The organism is Streptomyces sp. NPDC053541, from assembly GCF_044544705.1.
In the GTDB taxonomy this organism is placed as follows: domain Bacteria; phylum Actinomycetota; class Actinomycetes; order Streptomycetales; family Streptomycetaceae; genus Streptomyces.
The window spans coordinates 61,630-79,823 of sequence record NZ_JBITXM010000012.1 but is presented as its reverse complement, the minus strand read 5'-3'; the positions used below and the strand labels follow the sequence as shown (position 1 = coordinate 79,823).

Annotated in this window: 18 protein-coding genes and 1 pseudogene; 11 read left to right on the top strand and 8 right to left on the bottom strand. The window is 76.6% G+C overall.

The features are described from left to right. The 8 genes and pseudogenes from ACIGW2_RS28980 to ACIGW2_RS28945 form a co-directional block, all read left to right on the top strand. A pseudogene (locus ACIGW2_RS28980) lies at positions 1–184 on the top strand (hypothetical protein); the annotation flags it as partial. Then, positions 181–831, top strand: coding sequence for a D-glycero-alpha-D-manno-heptose-1,7-bisphosphate 7-phosphatase (locus ACIGW2_RS28975; protein WP_399846955.1), 651 nt, complete (start codon positions 181–183; stop codon positions 829–831). The pseudogene ACIGW2_RS28980 and the gene ACIGW2_RS28975, both read left to right, overlap by 4 nt. Then, positions 828–1,922 carry a glycosyltransferase family 9 protein gene (locus ACIGW2_RS28970; protein ID WP_399846954.1) on the top strand — a complete coding sequence of 365 codons (1,095 nt, stop codon included), beginning with the start codon at positions 828–830 and terminating at the stop codon, positions 1,920–1,922. The genes ACIGW2_RS28975 and ACIGW2_RS28970 overlap by 4 nt, the downstream gene beginning before the upstream one ends. Beyond that, positions 1,919–2,884 carry a glycosyltransferase gene (locus tag ACIGW2_RS28965; protein ID WP_399846953.1) on the top strand — a complete coding sequence of 322 codons (966 nt, stop codon included), beginning with the start codon at positions 1,919–1,921 and terminating at the stop codon, positions 2,882–2,884. The genes ACIGW2_RS28970 and ACIGW2_RS28965 overlap by 4 nt, the downstream gene beginning before the upstream one ends. Then, the gene (locus ACIGW2_RS28960; protein ID WP_399846952.1) at positions 2,881–4,263 is read left to right on the top strand and encodes a glycosyltransferase; all 1,383 of its coding nucleotides are present in this window, start codon (positions 2,881–2,883) and stop codon (positions 4,261–4,263) included. The genes ACIGW2_RS28965 and ACIGW2_RS28960 overlap by 4 nt, the downstream gene beginning before the upstream one ends. A gap of 72 nt (positions 4,264–4,335) precedes the next feature. Then, on the top strand, positions 4,336–5,007 hold the full coding sequence (locus ACIGW2_RS28955; protein ID WP_391651745.1) for an SIS domain-containing protein: 672 nt from the start codon (positions 4,336–4,338) through the stop codon (positions 5,005–5,007). Beyond that, complete coding sequence (rfaE2, locus tag ACIGW2_RS28950; protein WP_399846950.1) at positions 5,004–6,461, top strand: D-glycero-beta-D-manno-heptose 1-phosphate adenylyltransferase; 1,458 nt, start codon at positions 5,004–5,006, stop codon at positions 6,459–6,461. Before ACIGW2_RS28955 ends, rfaE2 begins: the two co-directional genes overlap by 4 nt. Further along, positions 6,458–7,549: a glycosyltransferase family 9 protein gene (locus ACIGW2_RS28945; protein ID WP_391651743.1), complete on the top strand. Its 1,092-nt coding sequence runs from the start codon at positions 6,458–6,460 to the stop codon at positions 7,547–7,549. The genes rfaE2 and ACIGW2_RS28945 overlap by 4 nt, the downstream gene beginning before the upstream one ends. 5 nt (positions 7,550–7,554) lie before the next feature. On the opposite strand, the gene ACIGW2_RS28940 is transcribed toward ACIGW2_RS28945, so the two are convergent. Further along, a complete protein-coding gene (locus ACIGW2_RS28940; RefSeq protein ID WP_391652450.1) occupies positions 7,555–8,925 on the bottom strand; it encodes an MFS transporter in 1,371 nt (456 codons plus the stop codon). A gap of 308 nt (positions 8,926–9,233) precedes the next feature. Here ACIGW2_RS28940 and ACIGW2_RS28935 point away from each other — a divergent pair, with 308 nt between their 5' ends. After that, positions 9,234–9,980 carry an SDR family oxidoreductase gene (locus tag ACIGW2_RS28935; protein ID WP_399846948.1) on the top strand — a complete coding sequence of 249 codons (747 nt, stop codon included), beginning with the start codon at positions 9,234–9,236 and terminating at the stop codon, positions 9,978–9,980. A gap of 96 nt (positions 9,981–10,076) precedes the next feature. Beyond that, positions 10,077–11,261 (top strand): zinc-dependent alcohol dehydrogenase, encoded by a 1,185-nt coding sequence (locus ACIGW2_RS28930; RefSeq protein WP_399846947.1) that lies wholly within the window; start codon positions 10,077–10,079, stop codon positions 11,259–11,261. Positions 11,262–11,361: 100 nt separating this feature from the next. On the opposite strand, the gene ACIGW2_RS28925 is transcribed toward ACIGW2_RS28930, so the two are convergent. From ACIGW2_RS28925 to ACIGW2_RS28910, 4 genes are all read right to left on the bottom strand, one after another. Then, a complete protein-coding gene (locus ACIGW2_RS28925) occupies positions 11,362–11,829 on the bottom strand; it encodes a hemerythrin domain-containing protein (RefSeq protein ID WP_391651740.1) in 468 nt (155 codons plus the stop codon). Between the two features lie 69 nt (positions 11,830–11,898). Further along, positions 11,899–12,102, bottom strand: a complete 204-nt coding sequence (locus ACIGW2_RS28920; protein ID WP_399846946.1) for a hypothetical protein — start codon at positions 12,100–12,102, stop codon at positions 11,899–11,901. A 120-nt stretch (positions 12,103–12,222) separates the two neighbouring features. Then, positions 12,223–13,266 carry a DNA topoisomerase IB gene (locus ACIGW2_RS28915; RefSeq protein WP_391651739.1) on the bottom strand — a complete coding sequence of 348 codons (1,044 nt, stop codon included), beginning with the start codon at positions 13,264–13,266 and terminating at the stop codon, positions 12,223–12,225. 6 nt (positions 13,267–13,272) lie between these two features. Continuing rightward, a complete protein-coding gene (locus ACIGW2_RS28910; protein WP_399846944.1) occupies positions 13,273–14,745 on the bottom strand; it encodes an aminotransferase class I/II-fold pyridoxal phosphate-dependent enzyme in 1,473 nt (490 codons plus the stop codon). A 398-nt stretch (positions 14,746–15,143) separates the two neighbouring features. Here ACIGW2_RS28910 and ACIGW2_RS28905 point away from each other — a divergent pair, with 398 nt between their 5' ends. Further along, positions 15,144–16,259 carry a glutamate--cysteine ligase gene (locus ACIGW2_RS28905; protein ID WP_399846943.1) on the top strand — a complete coding sequence of 372 codons (1,116 nt, stop codon included), beginning with the start codon at positions 15,144–15,146 and terminating at the stop codon, positions 16,257–16,259. A gap of 37 nt (positions 16,260–16,296) precedes the next feature. Here ACIGW2_RS28905 and ACIGW2_RS28900 read toward each other — a convergent pair whose 3' ends face one another. From ACIGW2_RS28900 to tatA, 3 genes are all read right to left on the bottom strand, one after another. Then, entirely contained in the window at positions 16,297–16,656 is a 360-nt protein-coding gene (locus tag ACIGW2_RS28900; protein WP_391651736.1) for a hypothetical protein, read from the bottom strand. Positions 16,657–16,724: 68 nt separating this feature from the next. Further along, positions 16,725–17,297, bottom strand: coding sequence for a hemerythrin domain-containing protein (locus ACIGW2_RS28895; RefSeq protein WP_399846942.1), 573 nt, complete (start codon positions 17,295–17,297; stop codon positions 16,725–16,727). A gap of 462 nt (positions 17,298–17,759) precedes the next feature. Further along, positions 17,760–18,008 (bottom strand): Sec-independent protein translocase subunit TatA, encoded by a 249-nt coding sequence (gene tatA / locus ACIGW2_RS28890; RefSeq protein ID WP_399846941.1) that lies wholly within the window; start codon positions 18,006–18,008, stop codon positions 17,760–17,762. Between the last annotated feature and the right edge of the window lie 186 nt (positions 18,009–18,194).

Here is an 18,194-nt window from a genome sequence, read left to right as displayed (position 1 = left end):
CCGGACCCTGGCGGGAGGCGACGGCATGACCACGGCACCGACCCCCTGGCACTGGCTGCGCGGCGTCGTCGCCCACCGTGGCACGCGCCCGCACGAGACGGGACCGGCGGTCGCGCCCGTACCGGCGGGACCCGGGGCGGCCAGCCCATCGATTCCCGGACCCTGGCGGGAGGCGACGGCATGACCACCGCACCGACCCCCCGGCCCTGGCTGTTCACCGGCCGCCCCGGCGCCGTCGGCACCTCCGTGTGGCGGGCCGCCCACCGCGACGGTCCCGACGCCGTGCTCTTCGACCGGGACGGCACCCTCGTCGTCGACGTCCCCTACAACGGCGACCCCCGCCGCGTACGGCCCCGCCCCGGCGCCGAGGAGGCCCTGGCCCGGCTGGGCGCCCTCGGCATGGCGGTGGGCGTCGTCAGCAACCAGTCCGGCGTCGCCCGCGGCCTCCTGACCCGCCGTCAGGTGCAGGCCGTCAACCACCGGGTGGACCTCCTCCTGGGCCCGTTCGCCGTGTGGGCCGTCTGCCCGCACGGCCCCGGCGACGGCTGCGCCTGCCGCAAGCCCGCGCCGGGGCTCGTCCTCGCCGCCTGCGCCCGGCTCGGCGCCCGCCCCTCCCGCACCGTCGTCATCGGCGACATCGGCAGCGACATGGCCGCCGCCACCGCCGCCGGCGCGCAGGGCGTGCTCGTGCCGACCCCGGCCACCCTGCCCGCCGAGGTCGCCGAGGCCCCCCGCACGGCCCCCGACCTGCCCACGGCCGTCGACCTCGCGCTCGCCACGCCCTTCCGCCCCCGCGCCACGGCGTCCCCGATCGCGGGCGGTGCGCCGTGACGGCCGGCCCCCGCACGCTCGTCGTGCGGCTCGACAGCGTCGGCGACGTGCTGCTCGCCGGGCCCGCCGTACGGGCCGTGGCGGCCGGGTCCTCGCGCACGGCGATGCTCTGCGGGCCGCGCGGCGCGCCGGCCGCCAGGATGCTGCCCGGCGTCGACGAGGTCCTCGAGTACGACGCGCCCTGGGTCGGTTTCGACGCGCCGCCCGTCTCGGCCGCCGACTGCGCGCGGCTCGTCGACACGCTGGCCGCCCGCCGCTTCGACCGCGCGCTGGTCCTCGTCTCGTACCACCAGAGCCCGCTGCCGATCGCGCTGCTGCTGCGCCTGGCCGGAGTGCCGTGGATCGGCGCCGACAGCGAGGACTACCCGGGCGCCCTGCTCGACCTGCGGCACCGCCGGCGGGCCGGGCGGCACGAGGCGGAGGCCGCGCTCGACCTGGCCCGCGCGGCCGGCTTCACCCTGCCGCGCGGGGACGACGGCGGGCTCGGCGTCGTCCTCCCCGGCGGCCCGCGCACCCGCGACGGGCACGCCCCCGACCCGCCCCCGGGCCTCGACCTCCCCCGCCCGTACGTGGTGTTGCACCCCGGGGCGGCCGTGCCCGCCCGCGCCTGGAGCCCGGCGCGCGCCGCGCGGGCCGTGGCCGCCCTCCACGCGGCGGGACACCGGGTCGTCGTGACCGGCTCCCGCGCCGAGCAGGGCACCACGGCGCTCGTGGCCGGACGCCACGGGACCGACCTCGGGGGAGCGACCACCGGCCTGGGCGACCTGGCGGGTGTCCTCGCCCGGGCCGGTGCCGTGATCACCGGCAACACCGGGCCCGCCCACCTCGCCGCCGCCGTCCGCACCCCCGTGGTCTGCCTGTTCGCACCGGTCGTCCCGGCCGAGCGCTGGCGGCCCTACGGCGTCCCGCACGTCCTGCTCGGCGACCAGGGCGCGCCCTGCGCGCTCACCCGGGCCCGCACCTGCCCCGTCCCCGGACACCCGTGCCTGGACGCGGTCGGCGACGACGAGGTCGTGGCGGCCGTCGCCGCCCTCCTTCAGGACGACCCGGCCGCCGTGCCCGCGAGCGCGAGAGGAGCGATGAGCGCATGAACATCCTGCTGTGGCACGTCCACGGCTCGTGGGCGACCGCCTTCGTCCAGGGCCCGCACACCTACCTGGTGCCGGTCACCCCCGACCGCGGACCCGACGGGCGCGGCCGGGCGCAGACCTTCTCCTGGCCCGCCACCGTCCTCGAACTCCCGCCGGAACGCCTCCGCGAGGCCGACGTCGACCTCGTCGTGCTGCAACGCCCGCACGAGGAGGAGCTGGCCGCCCGCTGGCTGGGCGGACGGCGGCCCGGCCGGGACGTCCCCGCCGTGTACGTCGAGCACAACACGCCCCGCGGCGAGGTGCCGCTGACCCGGCACCCGACCGCCGACCGCGACGACCTCACCCTCGTCCACGTCACCCACTTCAACCGCCTGATGTGGGACAACGGCAGCACCCGCACCGTCGTCGTCGAACACGGCGTCGTCGACCCCGGCCACCGCTACACCGGACGGCTGCCGCGCGCCGCCGTCGTCGTCAACGAGCCCGTGCGCCGCGGCCGTTTCGTCGGTACGGACCTGCTCCCCGCCCTCGCGCGCGAGGCGCCCCTCGACGTCTTCGGCATGAAGACCGACGGGCTCGCCGCACGACTCGGCCTGCCCGAGGACCGCTGCCGCGCGCGGGAGCTGCCCCAGGAACGCCTGCACGCCGCCATGGCCGAACGCCGGCTCTATCTGCACCCCGTGCGCTGGACCTCGCTGGGCCTCTCCCTCATCGAGGCCATGCTCCTCGGCATGCCCGTCGTCGCCCTCGCGACGACCGAGGCGGTCGAGGCGGTCCCCGCCGGCGCCGGCACCCTGTCCACCCGCCCCGAGGTCCTCGCCCGGGCGGCCCGCCGCTACCTCGCCGAACCCGCCGAGGCCGCCGCCGACGGCGCCCGGGCCCGGCAGGCCGCCCTCGAACACTACGCACTCAAGCGCTTCCTGGCCGACTGGGAGCGCGTCATCGCGGAGGCATGCTCATGACTTCCCTTCCCCGGACCCCGCGCACCGCGCGGACCCCCCGGACCTCCGGGACCGGGGCCGGCGCCCCGCTGCCGCACCGGACTCCGGCCACGGCCCCTGACCTCGCCGGGACCCCCGTCACCGGCCGCACCCCGCACCACGGCGCCGCCGCGCCGGGGGAGCGGCTCGCGATCGCGCTCGTCTCCGAGCACGCCAGCCCGCTCGCCGTCCTCGGCGGCGTCGACGCCGGCGGACAGAACGTCCACGTCGCCCAGCTCGCCGGATCCCTCGCCGACCGCGGACACCAGGTCACCGTCTACACCCGGCGCGACGACCCGGCCCTCGACGTGACGGTGCCGCTGCGCCCCGGCGTGCTCGTCCACCACGTGCCCGCCGGCCCCGCCGCGCCCCTGCCCAAGGACGAACTCCTGCCCCACATGGCGCCGTTCGCCCGTTACCTCGCCGAGCAGTGGTACGACGAACCGCCCGACGTCCTGCACGCCCACTTCTGGATGTCGGGACTCGCCGGCCTCTGGGCCACGGAGCAGATCCGCGTCCCGTTCCTGCACACGTACCACGCCCTCGGCACCGTGAAGCGCCGGCACCAGGGCGACGCCGACACCAGCCCGCCCGCCCGGATCTCCTGGGAGCGGCGCGTCGGACTCGGCTGCGACCGGATCGTCGCCACCTGCCGCGACGAGGTCGAGGAACTCGCCGCCATGGGCATCCCCCGCTCCAAGACCGACATCGTGCCCTGCGGCGTCGACCCCACCGTGTTCCGGCCGGACGGCCCGGTCGCGCCCCGCGGCCCGTACCGGCACCGGCTGCTCCACCTCGGCCGGCTGGTGCCGCGCAAGGGCGCCGCCGTCTCCGTCGAGGCCCTCCGCCTGCTCCCCGGCGCCGAACTCGTCATCGCCGGCGGCCCGCCGCCCGACGCCCTCGACACCGATCCCGAGGTACGGCGGCTGCGCGCCCTCGCCGAGGACACCGGCGTCGCCGACCGGGTGCGCTTCACCGGCGCCGTGCCCCGCCCCGCCGTACCCGCGCTGATGCGCAGCGCGGACGTCATCCTCTGCCCGGCCGACTACGAGCCGTTCGGCATCGTGCCGCTGGAGGCCATGGCCTGCGGCCGGCCCCTCGTCGCGAGCGCGGTCGGCGGCCAGCTCGACTCCGTCGTGCACGGCGTGACCGGACTGCACGTGCCCCCCGGGCGGCCCCGGCCGCTCGCCGCGGCGGTACGGCTGCTGCTCGCCGACCCGGCCCTGCGCGCCCGGTACGGCGCGGCCGGGCGGCAGCGGGTCCTGCGCCGCTTCTCCTGGGCCAGCGTCGCGGCCGCCACGGAGGAGTCGTACCGCGCCGTCATGGCCGCGTCGCACGCGCCCGCGGCCGGAGCACGCTGACCGACCCCGCGGGCAGACCACCGACCGAGGAAGGAGGTGCGGCCCGGCCGCCACGGTCCTGGCCGACCCCTCATGGACGACACCCGGACCCACCTGGAGGCACGCCGGCACTGCCGGTCCCTGTGCCTCGCGCTCGAAGGCCTCGAAGGCACCGAACTGGCGCGCCTCGCGCGCTGGGGCGGCCGGCTCGCGGACGTGCTCACCGACGGCGGCCGGCTGCTGGCCGCCGGCAACGGCGGCAGCGCGGCCCAGGCCCAGCACCTGACCGCCGAACTCGTCGGCCGCTACCGCGAGGAACGGCCCGCCTACTCGGCCCTGTCCCTGCACGCCGAGACGTCAAGCGTCACCGCCATCGGCAACGACTACGGCTTCGAGGAGGTCTTCGCCCGCCAGGTCGCCGCGCACGGCCGGGCCGGAGACCTGCTCATGCTGCTCTCCACCTCGGGCCGCAGCCCGAACCTCCTCGCCGCCGCCGCGGCGGCCCGCGCCCGCGGCCTCGCCGTCTGGGCGCTCACCGGTCCCGCCCCGAACCCGCTCGCCCGGGCCGCCGACGACGCCGTGTGCGTCGACGCCCCGACCACCGCCACCGTGCAGGAGACACACCTGGTCGCCGTCCACCTGCTGTGCACCTACTTCGACGCCTCCCTCCCCGAGCTCCGGGCGCCCGCCGAACGGCCCCGCCCGGCTCTCGACGGAGTGCCGCGCAGCGGCCTGCGGCCCACGGTCCTCGGAGGGACGTCGTGAACCGCGGGCCGCTCGTCGTCGTCGGCGACCTGCTGCTCGACGAGGACATCGAGGGCACCGCCGACCGCCTCACGCCCGACGCCCCGGCGCCCGTCGTCGACGTGACCGGCCTGCGCCGCCGGGCCGGCGGCGCAGGCCTCGCCGCCCGCCTCGCGGCCGGACTCGCCACCGACCCCGGCGACGAGGTCGTCCTCGTCACCGCCCTCGGCACCGACCCTGCCGCCGACGCCGCCCGGCGGGCCCTCGGCGACCGGATCCGGCTCGTCCCGCTGCCCCTGCACGGCACCCAGCCGGTCAAGACCCGGGTCCTCGCCGGCGGCCGGCCCCTCGTCCGGCTCGACCGCGGCGGCGGCACCCCCGGAGCGCCCACCGCCGAAGCCCTCGCCGCACTGCGCTCCGCCCGCGCCGTGCTCGTCTCCGACTACGGCCGCGGCACCCCCGACGCCCTCCGCCCCGCCCTCACGGCGGCCGCCCGGCGCGTCCCCGTCGTCTGGGACCCCCACCCGCGCGGCGGACCCCCGGTGCCCGGCACCCGCCTGGCCACCCCCAACGCCAGGGAAGCCGCCTCCTGCGCCGGAACCCCGCAGCCGCCGGCCGGCCCACCCCTGCGCGCCCACGCCGAACGGGGCGCCGCACTCGCCGCACGCTGGGGCGCCGTGCACGTCGCCGTCACCCTGGGCGCCGACGGAGCACTGCTCACCCGGGCCGGCCCCGGCGCGCCCCTGCTCGTGCCCGCGCCCCCGGTGACCGGGGGAGACCCGTGCGGAGCCGGCGACTGCTTCGCGGCCGCCGCCACGATCGCCCTCGCCGACGGGGCCCTGCCGGAGGAGGCCGTGGAGCGGGCGGTCGCCGAGGCCGCCGCGTTCGTCGCCGCCGGCGGGGCGGGCGCCGTGCCCGACCCGGACCACGCACCCGCGACACCCGGACCCGCCGGCACCCCGGCCCGGGACACCGACCGCGCACGCCCCGGCCGCGCCCGTACGCCCGACGCCTTCGCGCTCGCCCGGCGGACCCGGGCCCGCGGCGGCACCGTCGTGGCCACCGGCGGCTGCTTCGACCTGCTGCACGCCGGCCACGTCGGGCTCCTCGAACGGGCCGCCCGCATCGGCGACTGCCTCGTCGTCTGCGTGAACTCCGACGCCTCCGTGGCCCGCCTCAAAGGACCCGGCCGCCCGCTCACCCCGCTCGCCGACCGCATCCGCGTCCTGAAGGCCCTCGGCAGCGTGGACGCCGTCGTCGCCTTCGACGAGGACACCCCCGAGCAGCTGCTCGACCGGCTGCGCCCCGACGTGTGGGTCAAGGGCGGCGACTACACGCCCGACGCCCTCCCCGAGACCGCGACCCTCCACCGCTGGGGCGGCCAGACGCTCGTCCTGCCCTACCTCGACGGGCGCTCCACCACCTCCCTCACCCACCGCGCGGCCCGCGCCGCCGCGGGACCGGCGGACCGATGACCCCGGACCCGCGCCCCCGCACCACCCCACGGCACGCCGACGGCCGGGCCGCCCCCGCCCCGTACGGCACCGGCCGGGCCCGCAGCGGCCGGCCGGCCGTGGTCGTGCTGCGCGCGCTCGGCACCGGCGACCTGCTCACCGCCGTACCGGCGCTGCGCGCCCTGCGCCGCGGACTGCCCGACCACGACATCCTGCTCGCCGCGCCCGCCGCACTCGCCCCGCTCGCCCGGCTCACCCGCTGCGTGGACCGGGTGCTGCCGACCACCGCCCGGGAGCGCGCGGTCCCCACCACGCTGCCCCGCGCGGCCGCCCGCCCGGCCCTCGCCGTCAACCTGCACGGCAGCGGCCCGGCCAGCCACCGGCTCCTCGCCCGGCTCGCACCGGACGCGCTGTGGGCCTTCCGCCACCCGTCGGTGCCCGGGATCCGGGGACCGGCCTGGGTGCCGTACGAACACGAACGCCTGCGCTGGTGCCGCCTGCTGCGCTGGTACGGGCTCCCCGCCGATCCCGGCGACGTCCGGATCGCCCCGCCCGACGGCAGCCGCGACCCGGCACCCGGCGCGGCCCCGGTGCTCCTGCACCCGGGCGCCGCCGCCCCCGCGCGCCGCTGGCCCGTGGACCGCTTCGCCGCCGTCGCCCGGCAGGTCCGCCACACCGGCCGGCCGGTCGTCGTCACCGCGGGACCGGGCGAGGAACAGCTGGCCCGCGCCGTCGCCGAGAAGGCCGGCCTCCCGCCGTCCGCCGTCGCCGGCGGACCGCACGGCCTGCCGCTCGACGAACTGTGCGCCCTGGTCGCGGGCGCCGCCTGCGTCGTCGTCGGCGACACCGGCATCGCGCACCTCGCCACGGCCCTCGGCACCCGCTCCGTGGTGCTCCACGGCCCGGTGTCACCGGCCCTGTGGGGCCCGCCCTCCGACGGCGGACGGCACATCGCGCTCTGGCACCCCGACGGCGCCGCGGACGCCGGCCGGCCGGGCGACCCGCACGCCGACCGCCCCGACCCGCGGCTCCTGCGCATCGGCGTCGACGAGGTCCTCGCCGCCGTCCTGGAACCCGCCGGCGCCGGCCGGCCGGAGGCCGGACCGTGACCGGGTCAGGCCGCGCTCTCCAGCGCGGGCCGCGTCAGGACGACCGGACGGACGGGCTCCGTCTCCGCCACCGGCCGCAGGCCCGCGGCGGCCCGGCGCCCGTGCAGCAGCCAGCCGCCGGTCACCGCGGCGGCGACCACCACGCCGCCCGTGACCAGGGCGCCGCGCGCGCCGAGCAGCTCCATCAGCAGACCGAGGACGGGCGGCGCGGCCAGGCCCCACAGCGTCCGGACGCTGTTCCACGCCCCCAGCACCCGGCCCCGCATCCGCGGCGGCGGATCGGTCTGCAACAGCGTGTTCTGGGCGGTGTCGGAGACCGACTCGGCCACCGCCATCGGCAGCGCGAGGACGACCAGGAAGGCCAGCGACGGGGAGGCACCGGCCACGACCTGGAGCAGCGCACCGGCCGCCGTGAGCAGCGCGACCAGGCGCACCCGGGGCGCCCGCAGCCGCGCGCCGAGCACGGCGCCGACGATGCCGCCGACGGCGAGCGCCGTCGACACCGCGCCGAAGGACCCCGTCGAGCCCGCCAGCGGGCCGGTGACCAGGACCGCCAGGGTCAGCGAGTAGTTCCGGCCGAACAGGGCGCTCACCGCGTTCAGGCCCGCGAGAGCGACGAGCCGCGGGCGGCGCGCGAAGAACACCAGGCCGCCCCGCACGCTCGTGTCCCCGTCCTCGGTCACGGCCCGGGCGGCGGGGGTGCCGTCGGCGGCCGGCGCGGCCTCCTGGGGCCGTATCAGCGTGAGGAAGGGGATCACGGCCGCGACGAAGAAGAACGACACGGCGTTCGCCGCGTAGGCGGCGGCCGTGCCGAGCGTGGCCACGGTGACACCGGCCAGGGCCGCCCCCGCGAGCCGGCCGCCGCTGTGGGCCAGCGAGCCGACGCCGATGGCGGACGGCACGTCGTCGGCCGGCACCAGGTCGTTGCCGAGCAGCGCACAGGCCGGGCCGTCGATCGTGGCGATGAGCCCGGTGACGACCGCGAGACCCAGCAGGACCGGCAGGCTGAGGCCGTCGGTCGCCACGAGGAGGGCCGTGGTCAGCGCCACCAGGCCGAGCGCCACCTGCGCCAGCGCGGCCGTCGCCTTGCGCGGCAGCCGGTCGACGGCCGCACCGCCGAGCAGGCCCACCAGCAGGCCGGGAGCCGCCTGCGCGGACAGGGACAGACCGGCCGCGGCCGGCGACCCGGTGATCTGCAGGACCAGCAGGTTCTGGACGGTCAGCTGCATCCAGGTGCCGATGTTGGACACCAGGTGCGCGGCGGCCCACCACCGCATGCTGCGGTGGCGCAGCGAACGCCACGGCGAGCGGTCGCCCCCGGCGGCGGGCGCCGCCGGCCGGGAGGACGCGCGGCGCGGGGAGGGGACGCGGGACAGGGGGCCTCGACGGAACGGGGACGGGAGCAGACGCAAGGAAGGCACAGGGAATCCGGGTGCCGCGCGGACGCGCGGCGGAGACGGGAGGCGGAGTCGGGCGGCCGCGGACCGCCGGACCCGCGGAGGGCTCCGGCACCGGGCGAACGGCCGTCGGCCATCGTGGCAGACGGCTCCCGAGAAGCACGGTGGCCGCCGTCACAGCCCTCGCACCCACCCGCCCCCGCCACCCCAAACCGCCCTGAACCACAGGTCCTTGGACTTCACGTGGGCTTGCTCACACGCCCCCGCACGACGGAGGAGACACAGCGATGAACACCGAAGCGGAGACCACCACCAGCGGCCGGCAGGCCCTCGTCACCGGCGGCGCACGCGGACTCGGAGCGGCCATCGTGCGCCGGCTCGCCGCCACCGGCACCACGGTCCTGGTGGCCGACGTACGCCAGGAGCAGGCCAAGGAGCTGTGCGAGAGCCTCCTCGCCGAAGGGTTCCGGGCCCGCCCGGTCGGCCTGGACGTCCGCGACCCCGAGGCCGTCGGCGAACTCTTCGGCGACCTCGACGCGGCCGGCGAGCCCGTGGACGTCCTGGTGAACTGCGCGGCCGTCGACGTCACCAAGTCCGTCTCCGAGCTCACCGCCGAGGAGATCACCCGGGTGATCACCACCGACCTGCTCGGACCCATGTACCTGTGCCGCGAGGCCTTCCGCCGGATGGCCGACCGCGGCGGCGGCCACATCGTCAACATCCTGTCGACCGCCGCCCTGCGCACCTGGACCGAGGCCGGCCCGTACGCGGCGGCCAAGACGGGACTGCGGGCCTTCACCCACACCCTGTTCCAGGAGGCACAGCGCGACTGCCCCGGCATCGGCGTCACCGGCGTCGTCGCCGGCGGCATGGAGACGCCGTTCATCATGGAGCGCTTCCCCGACACCGACACCGCGCTCCTGCAGAGCCCGGACGTCGTCGCCGACGCCGTGATGTACGCCCTGTCCGTCCCGGCCGGCAGCGCCGCCGCCGAACTCGTCGTCGTACCGCGCCGCGAGGTGTCCTGGCCCTGAGGCCCCGCGAGGCCCCTGAAGGTCCCGTAAGCCCCCTGAAGGTCCCTGGACCGCGTCACCGGCACGGGGACGGCACACGGAAGGAAGGTGGCCGCGATGAAGGCCGTCACCTGGCAGGGCCGGCGGAAGGTCTCCGTGGAGACCGTGCCCGACCCGCGGATCCAGGAGCCCACCGACGTGATCGTCCGGATCACGACGAGCGGGCTGTGCGGATCGGACCTGCACCTGTACGAGGTGCTCGGACCGTTCCTCGACCCGGGCGACGTGCTCGGGCACGAGCCGATGGGCGTGGTCGAGGAGGTGGGCCCCGAGGTGCGGAGCCTCGCCCCGGGCGACCGGGTCGTCGTCCCGTTCAACGTCTCCTGCGGCCTCTGCGCGATGTGCGGGCGCGGCCTGCACTCCCAGTGCGAGACCACCCAGGTGCGGGAGTACGGCACCGGGGCCGCCCTGTTCGGCTACACCAAGCTGTACGGACAGGTGCCCGGCGGCCAGGCGGAGTACCTGCGCGTCCCCTTCGGCGACACCCTGCCCATCCAGGTCCCCGAGGGGCCGCCGGACGACCGCTTCGTCTACCTCTCGGACGTCCTGCCGACGGCCTGGCAGGCCGTCGAGTACGCCGACGTGCCGCCGGGCGGCTCGGTCGCCGTCCTCGGGCTCGGCCCGATCGGCGACATGGCCGCCCGCATCGCGCGGCTGCGCGGCGCCGGCCTCGTCATCGGCATCGACCCGGTGCCCGAACGGCGATCCCGGGCCGCCGCCCGCGGCGTGCAGACCATCGACCCGTCCGAGGAGGACGCCCGGCCGGTCGAGCGGGTGCGCGAGATGACCCGGGGCCGCGGACCCGACGCGGTCATCGACGCCGTCGGCATGGAGGCCCACGGCGCGCCCGTCGCCCGCGGCCTGCACTCGATGGTCGCCCACCTGCCGGACTCCGTCGCCCGCCCCCTCATGCGCCGCTACGGCGTCGACCGGCTGTCCGCGCTCCACCTCGCGGTGGAACTGGTGTGCCGCGGCGGCACGGTGTCGCTGGCCGGCGTGTACGGCGGAGCGGCGGACCCGATGCCCCTGCTCGTGATGTTCGACAAGCAGCTGACGCTCCGCATGGGCCAGGCCAACGTGCTGCGCTGGACCGACCGGCTCCTGCCGCTGCTCACCGACGACGACCCGCTGGGCGTCGACGACTTCGCCACCCATCGGCTGCCGCTGACCGAGGCCCCGGAGGCGTACGCGATGTTCCAGGCCAAGCGCGACGGCGCGGTGAAGATCCTCTTCAAGCCCTGAGGACGCGGCTCCGGGGCGCCCCCGTCGACAGGCACCGGCACCGGCACCGCTCACGCGGGGTGCCGGTGCCGGTGCAGATGCGGTGCGGGGCCGTCCGTGGCTACGCGCTCGGAACCTCCAGCGGGCCGGCCGGCGCGTTCTTCCGCTCCTGCTCCATCCGCTCGCCGAGCTCGACGAGGCGCTTGCGGCCCATCGCCTTGCGCACGTCGGGGAACCAGTCGCTCTCCTCCTCCTCGACGTGGTGCCGCACGTTCTCCATCAGCACCGTCATCTTGGCGTCGAAGCGCTCGTCCGCCGGGTCCATCCCGTCCAGCTCCGACAGCATCCACAGCACCGCGTGGTGCTCCTCGACGCTCTCCAGGACATGGTCCTTGGTGTCGGGCGCGGCCTCGCGGGCCGCCGGGTAGAAGATCCGCTCCTCGATCCAGGCGTGCGCGGTCAGCTCCCGGATCACCTCGTCGGCGATCTCCCGCTTGCGCCGCAGGGCGTCGTCGCCCGCCCGCTCGAACTCCTTGAACAGCTTCTCCACGGTCTTGTGGTCCTCGCGCAGCATCACGATGCCGTCCATGGGGCACTCCTCCTCGGCTGATGCACGGGCTTCGTCCCGGCGAGTGCCCCGAACGCGGCGGCTCAGCCCTCAATGGGCCGCGGCGCCGAACTCGGCGTGCTGCGTGCGCAGCACGAAGTCCGCCTCGCTCGACGGCGGGTCCCCCAGGAACCGGCGGCGCGCCTCCGCCCGGGCCTCCCGCATCAGCACCCGGAACTCCTCGTCCGTGAGCCTGCGCCGGTGCCGACCGTCCCGGTCGGCACCGGCCACGCGGTCCTCGGTGTGCGTGCGCATGATCACTGCCGCCTTCCCTGCTCTCGCGCGGTCGCGTGCTCTCGCGGTCTCGCGGTCTCGCGCTCACCCCGGCGGCTACCCGCCCGGCCCCGGAACAGACATCGCCGGCCGGGGCGGTGCTCAGCCACCGTCCGACCGCCGCTCCGCCCCCTCGCCGTCCAGCAGGTCGAGCACCGCCCGTTCCACGCACCGCTGGTGGGCCGGGCTGCCCGGGGCCGGCTTCGGGCCGAGCCGGCGGAGCGCCGGGGCGATGGTCACGCCCTCCTCGTACCGCTCCAGGACCCGCGGCGAGACGTACGAACCCCGGCACACCGCCGGGGTGTTGCCGAGGGACTCGGCGACCTCCCGGACCGCGTGCCCGACCGCCCGGCGCCGGGCGGTCGCGGAGCGGAGGCCCGTCCGCTCGGGCGCCGCCAGCGCCACGGCGGCGAGGACCGTCGCGTGCCAGGTGCGGAAGTCCTTGGCGGTGAGGTCGAGCCCGGACCGTTCCTGGAGATAGGCGTTCAACTCGTCCGCGTGGACGTCGTGCCAGGCGCGCCCCTCCCAGTAGGCGAACAGGCGCTCGCCGCCCCCGTCGCGGTGGAGCAGGGCGCGGACCGCCGCACGCGCCGCCGGGTCGGTGACGACGACCGTGATCTCCCGCCCGGCCTTGGCCGGATAGTGGAACACCACCCGGCCCCGCCCGACGGTGACGTGCTCGCGCAGCAGCGTCGTCAGCCCGTACGAGTCGTTCTCGCGCCGGTAGCGCTCGTCGCCCACCCGGAAGAGCCCGAGGTCCAGCAGCCGGGCGGCGCAGGCAAGCACGCGCCGGCGGCTGCAGCCGCGCCCGGCCAGGTCACGCGCGACGGCCCGGCGCAGCCGGGGGAGTGCCTCGGCCGCCTCCCGTACGTGCGCGTGCTTCGCGAGCTCCCGCCGCGCCCGGAACTCCTCGTGGTACAGGTACTGCCGCCGGCCCGCCGCGTCGGTGCCGACCGCCTGAAGGTGTCCGTTGGGCCACGGGCAGATCCACACGTCCCGCCACGCCGGCGGAATCGCCAGTGCGCGCACCCGCTCCCGATCGTCCTCCGGCAGGGGACGGCCGTCCTCGTCGAGATAGCGGAAGCCCCGGCCGTGGCGGACCCGCCGCCAGCCCGGCCCGGACGGGTCGCTCGTCCGCAGCCGCACCGCGGATCAGCCGCCCGAGGAGCGGCTCAGGACCCGGAAGGTGTTCAGTTCCGGGTCGGCCGCGTCCGGGATCAGCATGCCGTGCCCGACCCCGCTGCGCAGATAGGCGACCACCTCGGCGTTGATCACCTCACCCGGCGCCACCACCGGCACGCCCGGCGGGTACGGGGTGATGGTCTCCGCCGCGATGCGGCCCGGCGCCCCCTCCGGCGCCACGTGCTCGGCCTCGCCGAAGAACGCCTCCCGCGGCAGGCGCGCCTGCTCCAGTTCGAGCGCGGAGGGCTCCGGCAGGTCGATGGGCGACTGCCGCTCAAGCCCGTCGGCCGCCCCCACCAGTGCCTTCAAGGCCTCCAGCAGCCGGGCCTCCGTCTCGTCGTCGTCGGAGTGGGTGATCGACGCGTTGATCCGGCAGCTGTCCGAGCCGCCCACGTCGACGTGGCACTCGGCGCGCAGCCACTCCGCCGCCTGCATCCCGGTGATGCCGAGCCCCCGCACGTCGACGGCGATCTTCAGCGGGTCGTACGCGGCGGCGTGCCCGTCCCGTACCACCTCGTCGCCCATCGGGTGCAGGCCGTCCAGACCGTCGATCGCCGCCCGCAGCCGCTCGGCCCGCGCGAGCGCCCCGTCCAGCAGCACGCGCCCGTGCTCGACCATCTGCCGCCGCCAGCCGTCCAGCGACGCGTACACGAGCGTGGACGGACTGGTCGTGCCCAGCAGGTCCTCGCGCTGCTTCAGGGCCTCCGGGCTGATCCGGTCGTGCTGGAGGTGGAAGACCGAGCTCTGCTCGACCGCCCCGCCCATCTTGTGCACGCTGGTGACGACCAGGTCCGCGCCGGCGTCGATCCCCCAGGCCGGCAGGTCCGGATGGAAGGGGAGGTGGGCGCCCCACGCCTCGTCCACGATCAGCGGCACGCCCACCTCGTGGCACGCCTCCGCCACGCCCCGGACGTCCGCGCAGGTCCCCCAGTCGGTCGGGGTGATCAGGAGCATCCCCTTGGCGTCGGGATGCTCCGCGAGCCGCCGGCGCACGTCGTCGGGCTCCGGAGGATGGGCGAGATGACGATCGGCGTCGAACTTCGGGTGCACCCAGATCGGCTCCACCCCGTTCACGACCACGGCCGCGATCACCGACTTGTGCGCGTTCCGCGACAGCAGCAGCTTCTCGCCGGGGCCGGCCGCCGCCAGCATCGCCGTCTTCACCGACAGCGAGCTGCCGCACGTCGAGAAGAAGGCCCGCTCGGCACCGACCGCGTCCGCCATCAGCTCCTGCGCCTGCTCCAGGATCCCCTGGGACTGGCGGCGGTCGTCGAGGCCGTTGAGCAGCAGCACGTCAGCGCGGAACACGTCGAGACCGAGGACCGCGGCGACCCGGGGATCGACGCCCCTGCCCTGCTTGTGGCCCGGCGGCCCGAACACGACGTCGCCGCGGCGGCGGAACTGCTCCAGCGCCTCGAGCACGGGTGCGCGTGAGTGATCCATGGCTCCTCGCAGTCGTCCGGCCCTCGGGGGGCGGGTGTGCCGACAGGACGCGGCGCCCGACGCGCGCGGTGCGCGAGCCGGCACCGCGGGCGCCACCGCGCCACTGCCCGGCGTGTGCCCCGTTCTCCCCGTCCGACACCCAGGCCCTCCTGACGTGCGTCGACCGTGCGAAGCGGGGCATACGCGGAGGGCACCGACGACCCGAGAGCCGGCGCCCGAGGACCGGAAGACCCGGCCCTCGGCGACCCGAGGGCCCCGAGGAGCCGAGGCCCGGCGACCCGAGGGCCCGGCCGGCCGCCCGGGACCGGCGCGCCCGACGACCGGCGCAGCCGGCGACCCGGCGGCCGGCACCGACGCCGTACCGCCGGCACCGACGCCGTACCGACACAGGAGCACCGATGCCCACCCCGCCCCGCACCACCGGAGTCGAAGAGGAGCTGCTGCTCGTCGACGCGACGACGGGCACGCCGCTCGCCCTGTCGTCCGCGGTCCTGGCCTCCGCCGCCCTGCACGACGACGTCGAGGACGGCGTCTTCACCCGGGAACTGAACCAGGAGCAGCTGGAGTTCGCGACCCGCCCCATGACGGACATGGCGGAACTGCGGGACGAGATCATCGGCTGGCGCGACGAGGCACGCCGGTGCGCCGAGGAGACCGGCGCCTGCGTCGCCGCCCTCGCCACCTCGCCGCTCCCGGTCGAGCCCTCCCGCACCGCGGGCCTGCGCTACCAGTGGATGGCCGAGGAGTTCGCCCTCACCGCCCACGAGCAGCTGACCTGCGGCTGCCACGTCCACGTGGCCGTGGACTCCGACGCCGAGGGCGTCGGCGTCCTCGACCGGATCCGGCCCTGGCTCGCCCTGCTCACCGCGCTCAGCGCCAACTCGCCGTTCTGGCAGGGCCGCGACAGCGGCTACAGCAGCTACCGCAGCCGGGTCTGGAACCGCTGGCCGTCCGCCGGACCGTACGAGCCGTTCGGCGACGCGGAGGGATACCACCGGCGGGTGGACGACATGCTGGCCACCGGAGTGCTGCGCGACCCGGGCATGCTCTACTTCGACGCCCGGCTCTCCCGCAACTTCCCCACCGTCGAGATCAGGGTCGCCGACGTCTGCCTGGAACCCGACACCACGGCCCTCGTCGCCACCCTCGCCCGCGCCCTGGTCGAGACCGCCGCCCGCGCCTGGCGGAACGGCGAGCCCGCCCCGCAGGTCGGCACCGGACTCCTCCGCCTCATGGGCTGGCGCGCCGCCCGCTCCGGCCTGCGCGGCCCCCTCGTCGACCCCGTGACCCTGCGGCCCGCCTCGCCCGAGACCGTGTTCGGCGCCCTGCTGCGGCACACCGGGGACGCCCTGCGCGACTCCGGCGATCTCGACCGCGCCCGCGACGGCATCGCCGCGCACCTCGCCCACGGCGGTGGCGCGGACCGCCAGCGCGCCCTGCACGCCGAGGGCCACGGCCTGGACGAGGTGGTCCTGGCCTGCGCCCGCATCACGACGGCGACGCCCCGGCGGTGACCCGCCGGGGCGTCGCCGGGGCGCGGCCCGGCCGGTCTCAACGGCCGCCCCGTGAGGCCTTCCACCAGGCTACGAGCCAGCCCGTCTCCTTCGCCGCGTCCATGAGATAGGCGGGGCTCATCCGTCCGAGCGGTACGTAGACGAGGTCGACGAGCAGAAACGTGAGGGCGGTTCCGATCCCCGTACGCCGTGCGTACCGCAGGCCCTCGGGGGTCTTCGCCGCCCCCAGCATCGAGAGCCCGGCCGACGTCAGCAGACCGGCCGAGGCCTTCTGCAGCCAGTCCTCCGTCTTCGGGCCGTAGACGCGCTCGAAGGTCCGCAACGACACCAGCGGCCACAGGCCCCCGACGACGTTGAACAAGCCCTGGGCTCGGGCCACGGTGGCGGGAGCGACCATGACGGCCTCCTCGACTCTCGTACTGTCCGGACTGTCCGGCCTTCTCCGTGTTCTCCGGCGCACTCCGGTCAGCCGCGCAGGGCGTCCTTGGCGCGGTCGAGGAGCGCTGCGAAGGGCCCGACGGTCCACTGCGCGACGGGCGAGCCGGCGGCCCGGGGGTGCGGGTGCGTCGGCGCGATGCGCTCCGCGGCGCGCAGCCTGCGCCCCATCGAACGCCGTTCCTCGATGTCGCACTCCGCGCGGATCTGCGGGAACTCCTCGCGCTCCTCGTGCTCCGCGTGGTGCTCGACGGCCCGGCGGAACTCATCGAGCCGCGCCTCGAACTCGGCGCTGTGCACGTCGAGGTCCTCCAGCGCGGCCAGCTCCTTGTTCGCCGCCGACTCCTCCTCGTTGCGGGCCTCGGCCTCCTGCTTGCCGGCCACCTGCTTCGCGACCGGCCGCAGGATCATCTCCTCGGCGGTCTCGTGCACGGCGAGCAGCCCGCGCAGTTCGTCGAAGCACTGCTGCCTGGCCTCGCCCCGGGACTCCACGGTCTCGGCGAAGAGCTGCCGGATCCGGTCGTGCTGCTGGAGGAGCTGCTCCAGGATGTCGTCCTCGGGCTCGAGGGTGTGCTGCGGGCTGCCGGTGGTCATGCTGCCCATGACTGCTCCTTCGGCGTCGCGACGGTGTTCTTCCTTTCCCTCCCGCGTCTGACCACGCCCGCCACGGCCAAACGGCCGCCTTGCTGTCGTGCGGCGAAAGCCGAGGTCAGAGGGGATGAATTCGGGTTGACCGGGACTCCGGTGCGGGTGACGGTGGCCGCTCGCGCCGGGACGCGTCGGAACGCGGGGGACAACCGCCGCCGCGTGCCGGACGCAGGCGTTCGACGCGGCCCGTGTCTTCGCGGACGCGCCCCTGCCCGAGGAAGCCGCCGGCCGGGCCGCGCACCGGACCTCGCTCTCACGCCGTACGGCGAGGGCGCGGCGGCCGAGCCACCACACCTGCTGCCGGCGCCGCGCATCGGACCGAGCCCGAGACCCGCACCTGACGGCACCCGTCGGCGTGCGGCAGACCTCGGCAACCCCTTTCCGGCCGCTCCGCCGTCGCGTGCGTCGTCGGCGGCGTCAGGCGCGGGTGGCGCCCGAGGAGTCGGGGGCGTCGCCGGGGCGCGGGTTCTGGACGGGCCGGGTGTCGGTGACCCGGTAGGTGGCCTGCGGGGCGCGGGGGGCGTCGTCCGCCTTCATCGCGCGGGTCTCGCTCTTGAGGATCCGCGCGGCCTTGCCGGCGCTGCGGGCGAGGTCGGGCAGCTTCTTGGCGCCCAGGAGGAGGATCACGACGATCAGGAGGATCGCGATCTCGCTGATTCCGAACACGGTCGTCCGTTCTCTGGAGGGTTCTGCTCGCGGAGGCGGGTCCCGCGTGGTGTGCCGCGCACGGTAAATCTACAGTGATGTAGAAGCACTCGGAAGGGCGCCCCGTCCCGCAGCCGGCCGGCCCCCGGCTCCCGCACCCTCGCCGCCGGCGCCAGGGCAACGGCCGAGGGCCGAGGCGTGGCGTCT

Coding starts and splice junctions, on each gene's coding strand:
- ACIGW2_RS28935 (WP_399846948.1), top strand. CDS start 9,234: ATGAACACCGAAGCGGAGACCACCACCAGCGGCCGGCAGGCCCTCGTC.
- ACIGW2_RS28960 (WP_399846952.1), top strand. CDS start 2,881: ATGACTTCCCTTCCCCGGACCCCGCGCACCGCGCGGACCCCCCGGACC.
- ACIGW2_RS28975 (WP_399846955.1), top strand. CDS start 181: ATGACCACCGCACCGACCCCCCGGCCCTGGCTGTTCACCGGCCGCCCC.
- ACIGW2_RS28965 (WP_399846953.1), top strand. CDS start 1,919: ATGAACATCCTGCTGTGGCACGTCCACGGCTCGTGGGCGACCGCCTTC.
- ACIGW2_RS28955 (WP_391651745.1), top strand. CDS start 4,336: ATGGACGACACCCGGACCCACCTGGAGGCACGCCGGCACTGCCGGTCC.
- ACIGW2_RS28920 (WP_399846946.1), bottom strand. CDS start 12,102: ATGCGCACGCACACCGAGGACCGCGTGGCCGGTGCCGACCGGGACGGT.
- ACIGW2_RS28895 (WP_399846942.1), bottom strand. CDS start 17,297: ATGGGCAGCATGACCACCGGCAGCCCGCAGCACACCCTCGAGCCCGAG.
- ACIGW2_RS28930 (WP_399846947.1), top strand. CDS start 10,077: ATGAAGGCCGTCACCTGGCAGGGCCGGCGGAAGGTCTCCGTGGAGACC.
- ACIGW2_RS28925 (WP_391651740.1), bottom strand. CDS start 11,829: ATGGACGGCATCGTGATGCTGCGCGAGGACCACAAGACCGTGGAGAAG.
- ACIGW2_RS28945 (WP_391651743.1), top strand. CDS start 6,458: ATGACCCCGGACCCGCGCCCCCGCACCACCCCACGGCACGCCGACGGC.
- ACIGW2_RS28900 (WP_391651736.1), bottom strand. CDS start 16,656: ATGGTCGCTCCCGCCACCGTGGCCCGAGCCCAGGGCTTGTTCAACGTC.
- ACIGW2_RS28905 (WP_399846943.1), top strand. CDS start 15,144: ATGCCCACCCCGCCCCGCACCACCGGAGTCGAAGAGGAGCTGCTGCTC.
- ACIGW2_RS28910 (WP_399846944.1), bottom strand. CDS start 14,745: ATGGATCACTCACGCGCACCCGTGCTCGAGGCGCTGGAGCAGTTCCGC.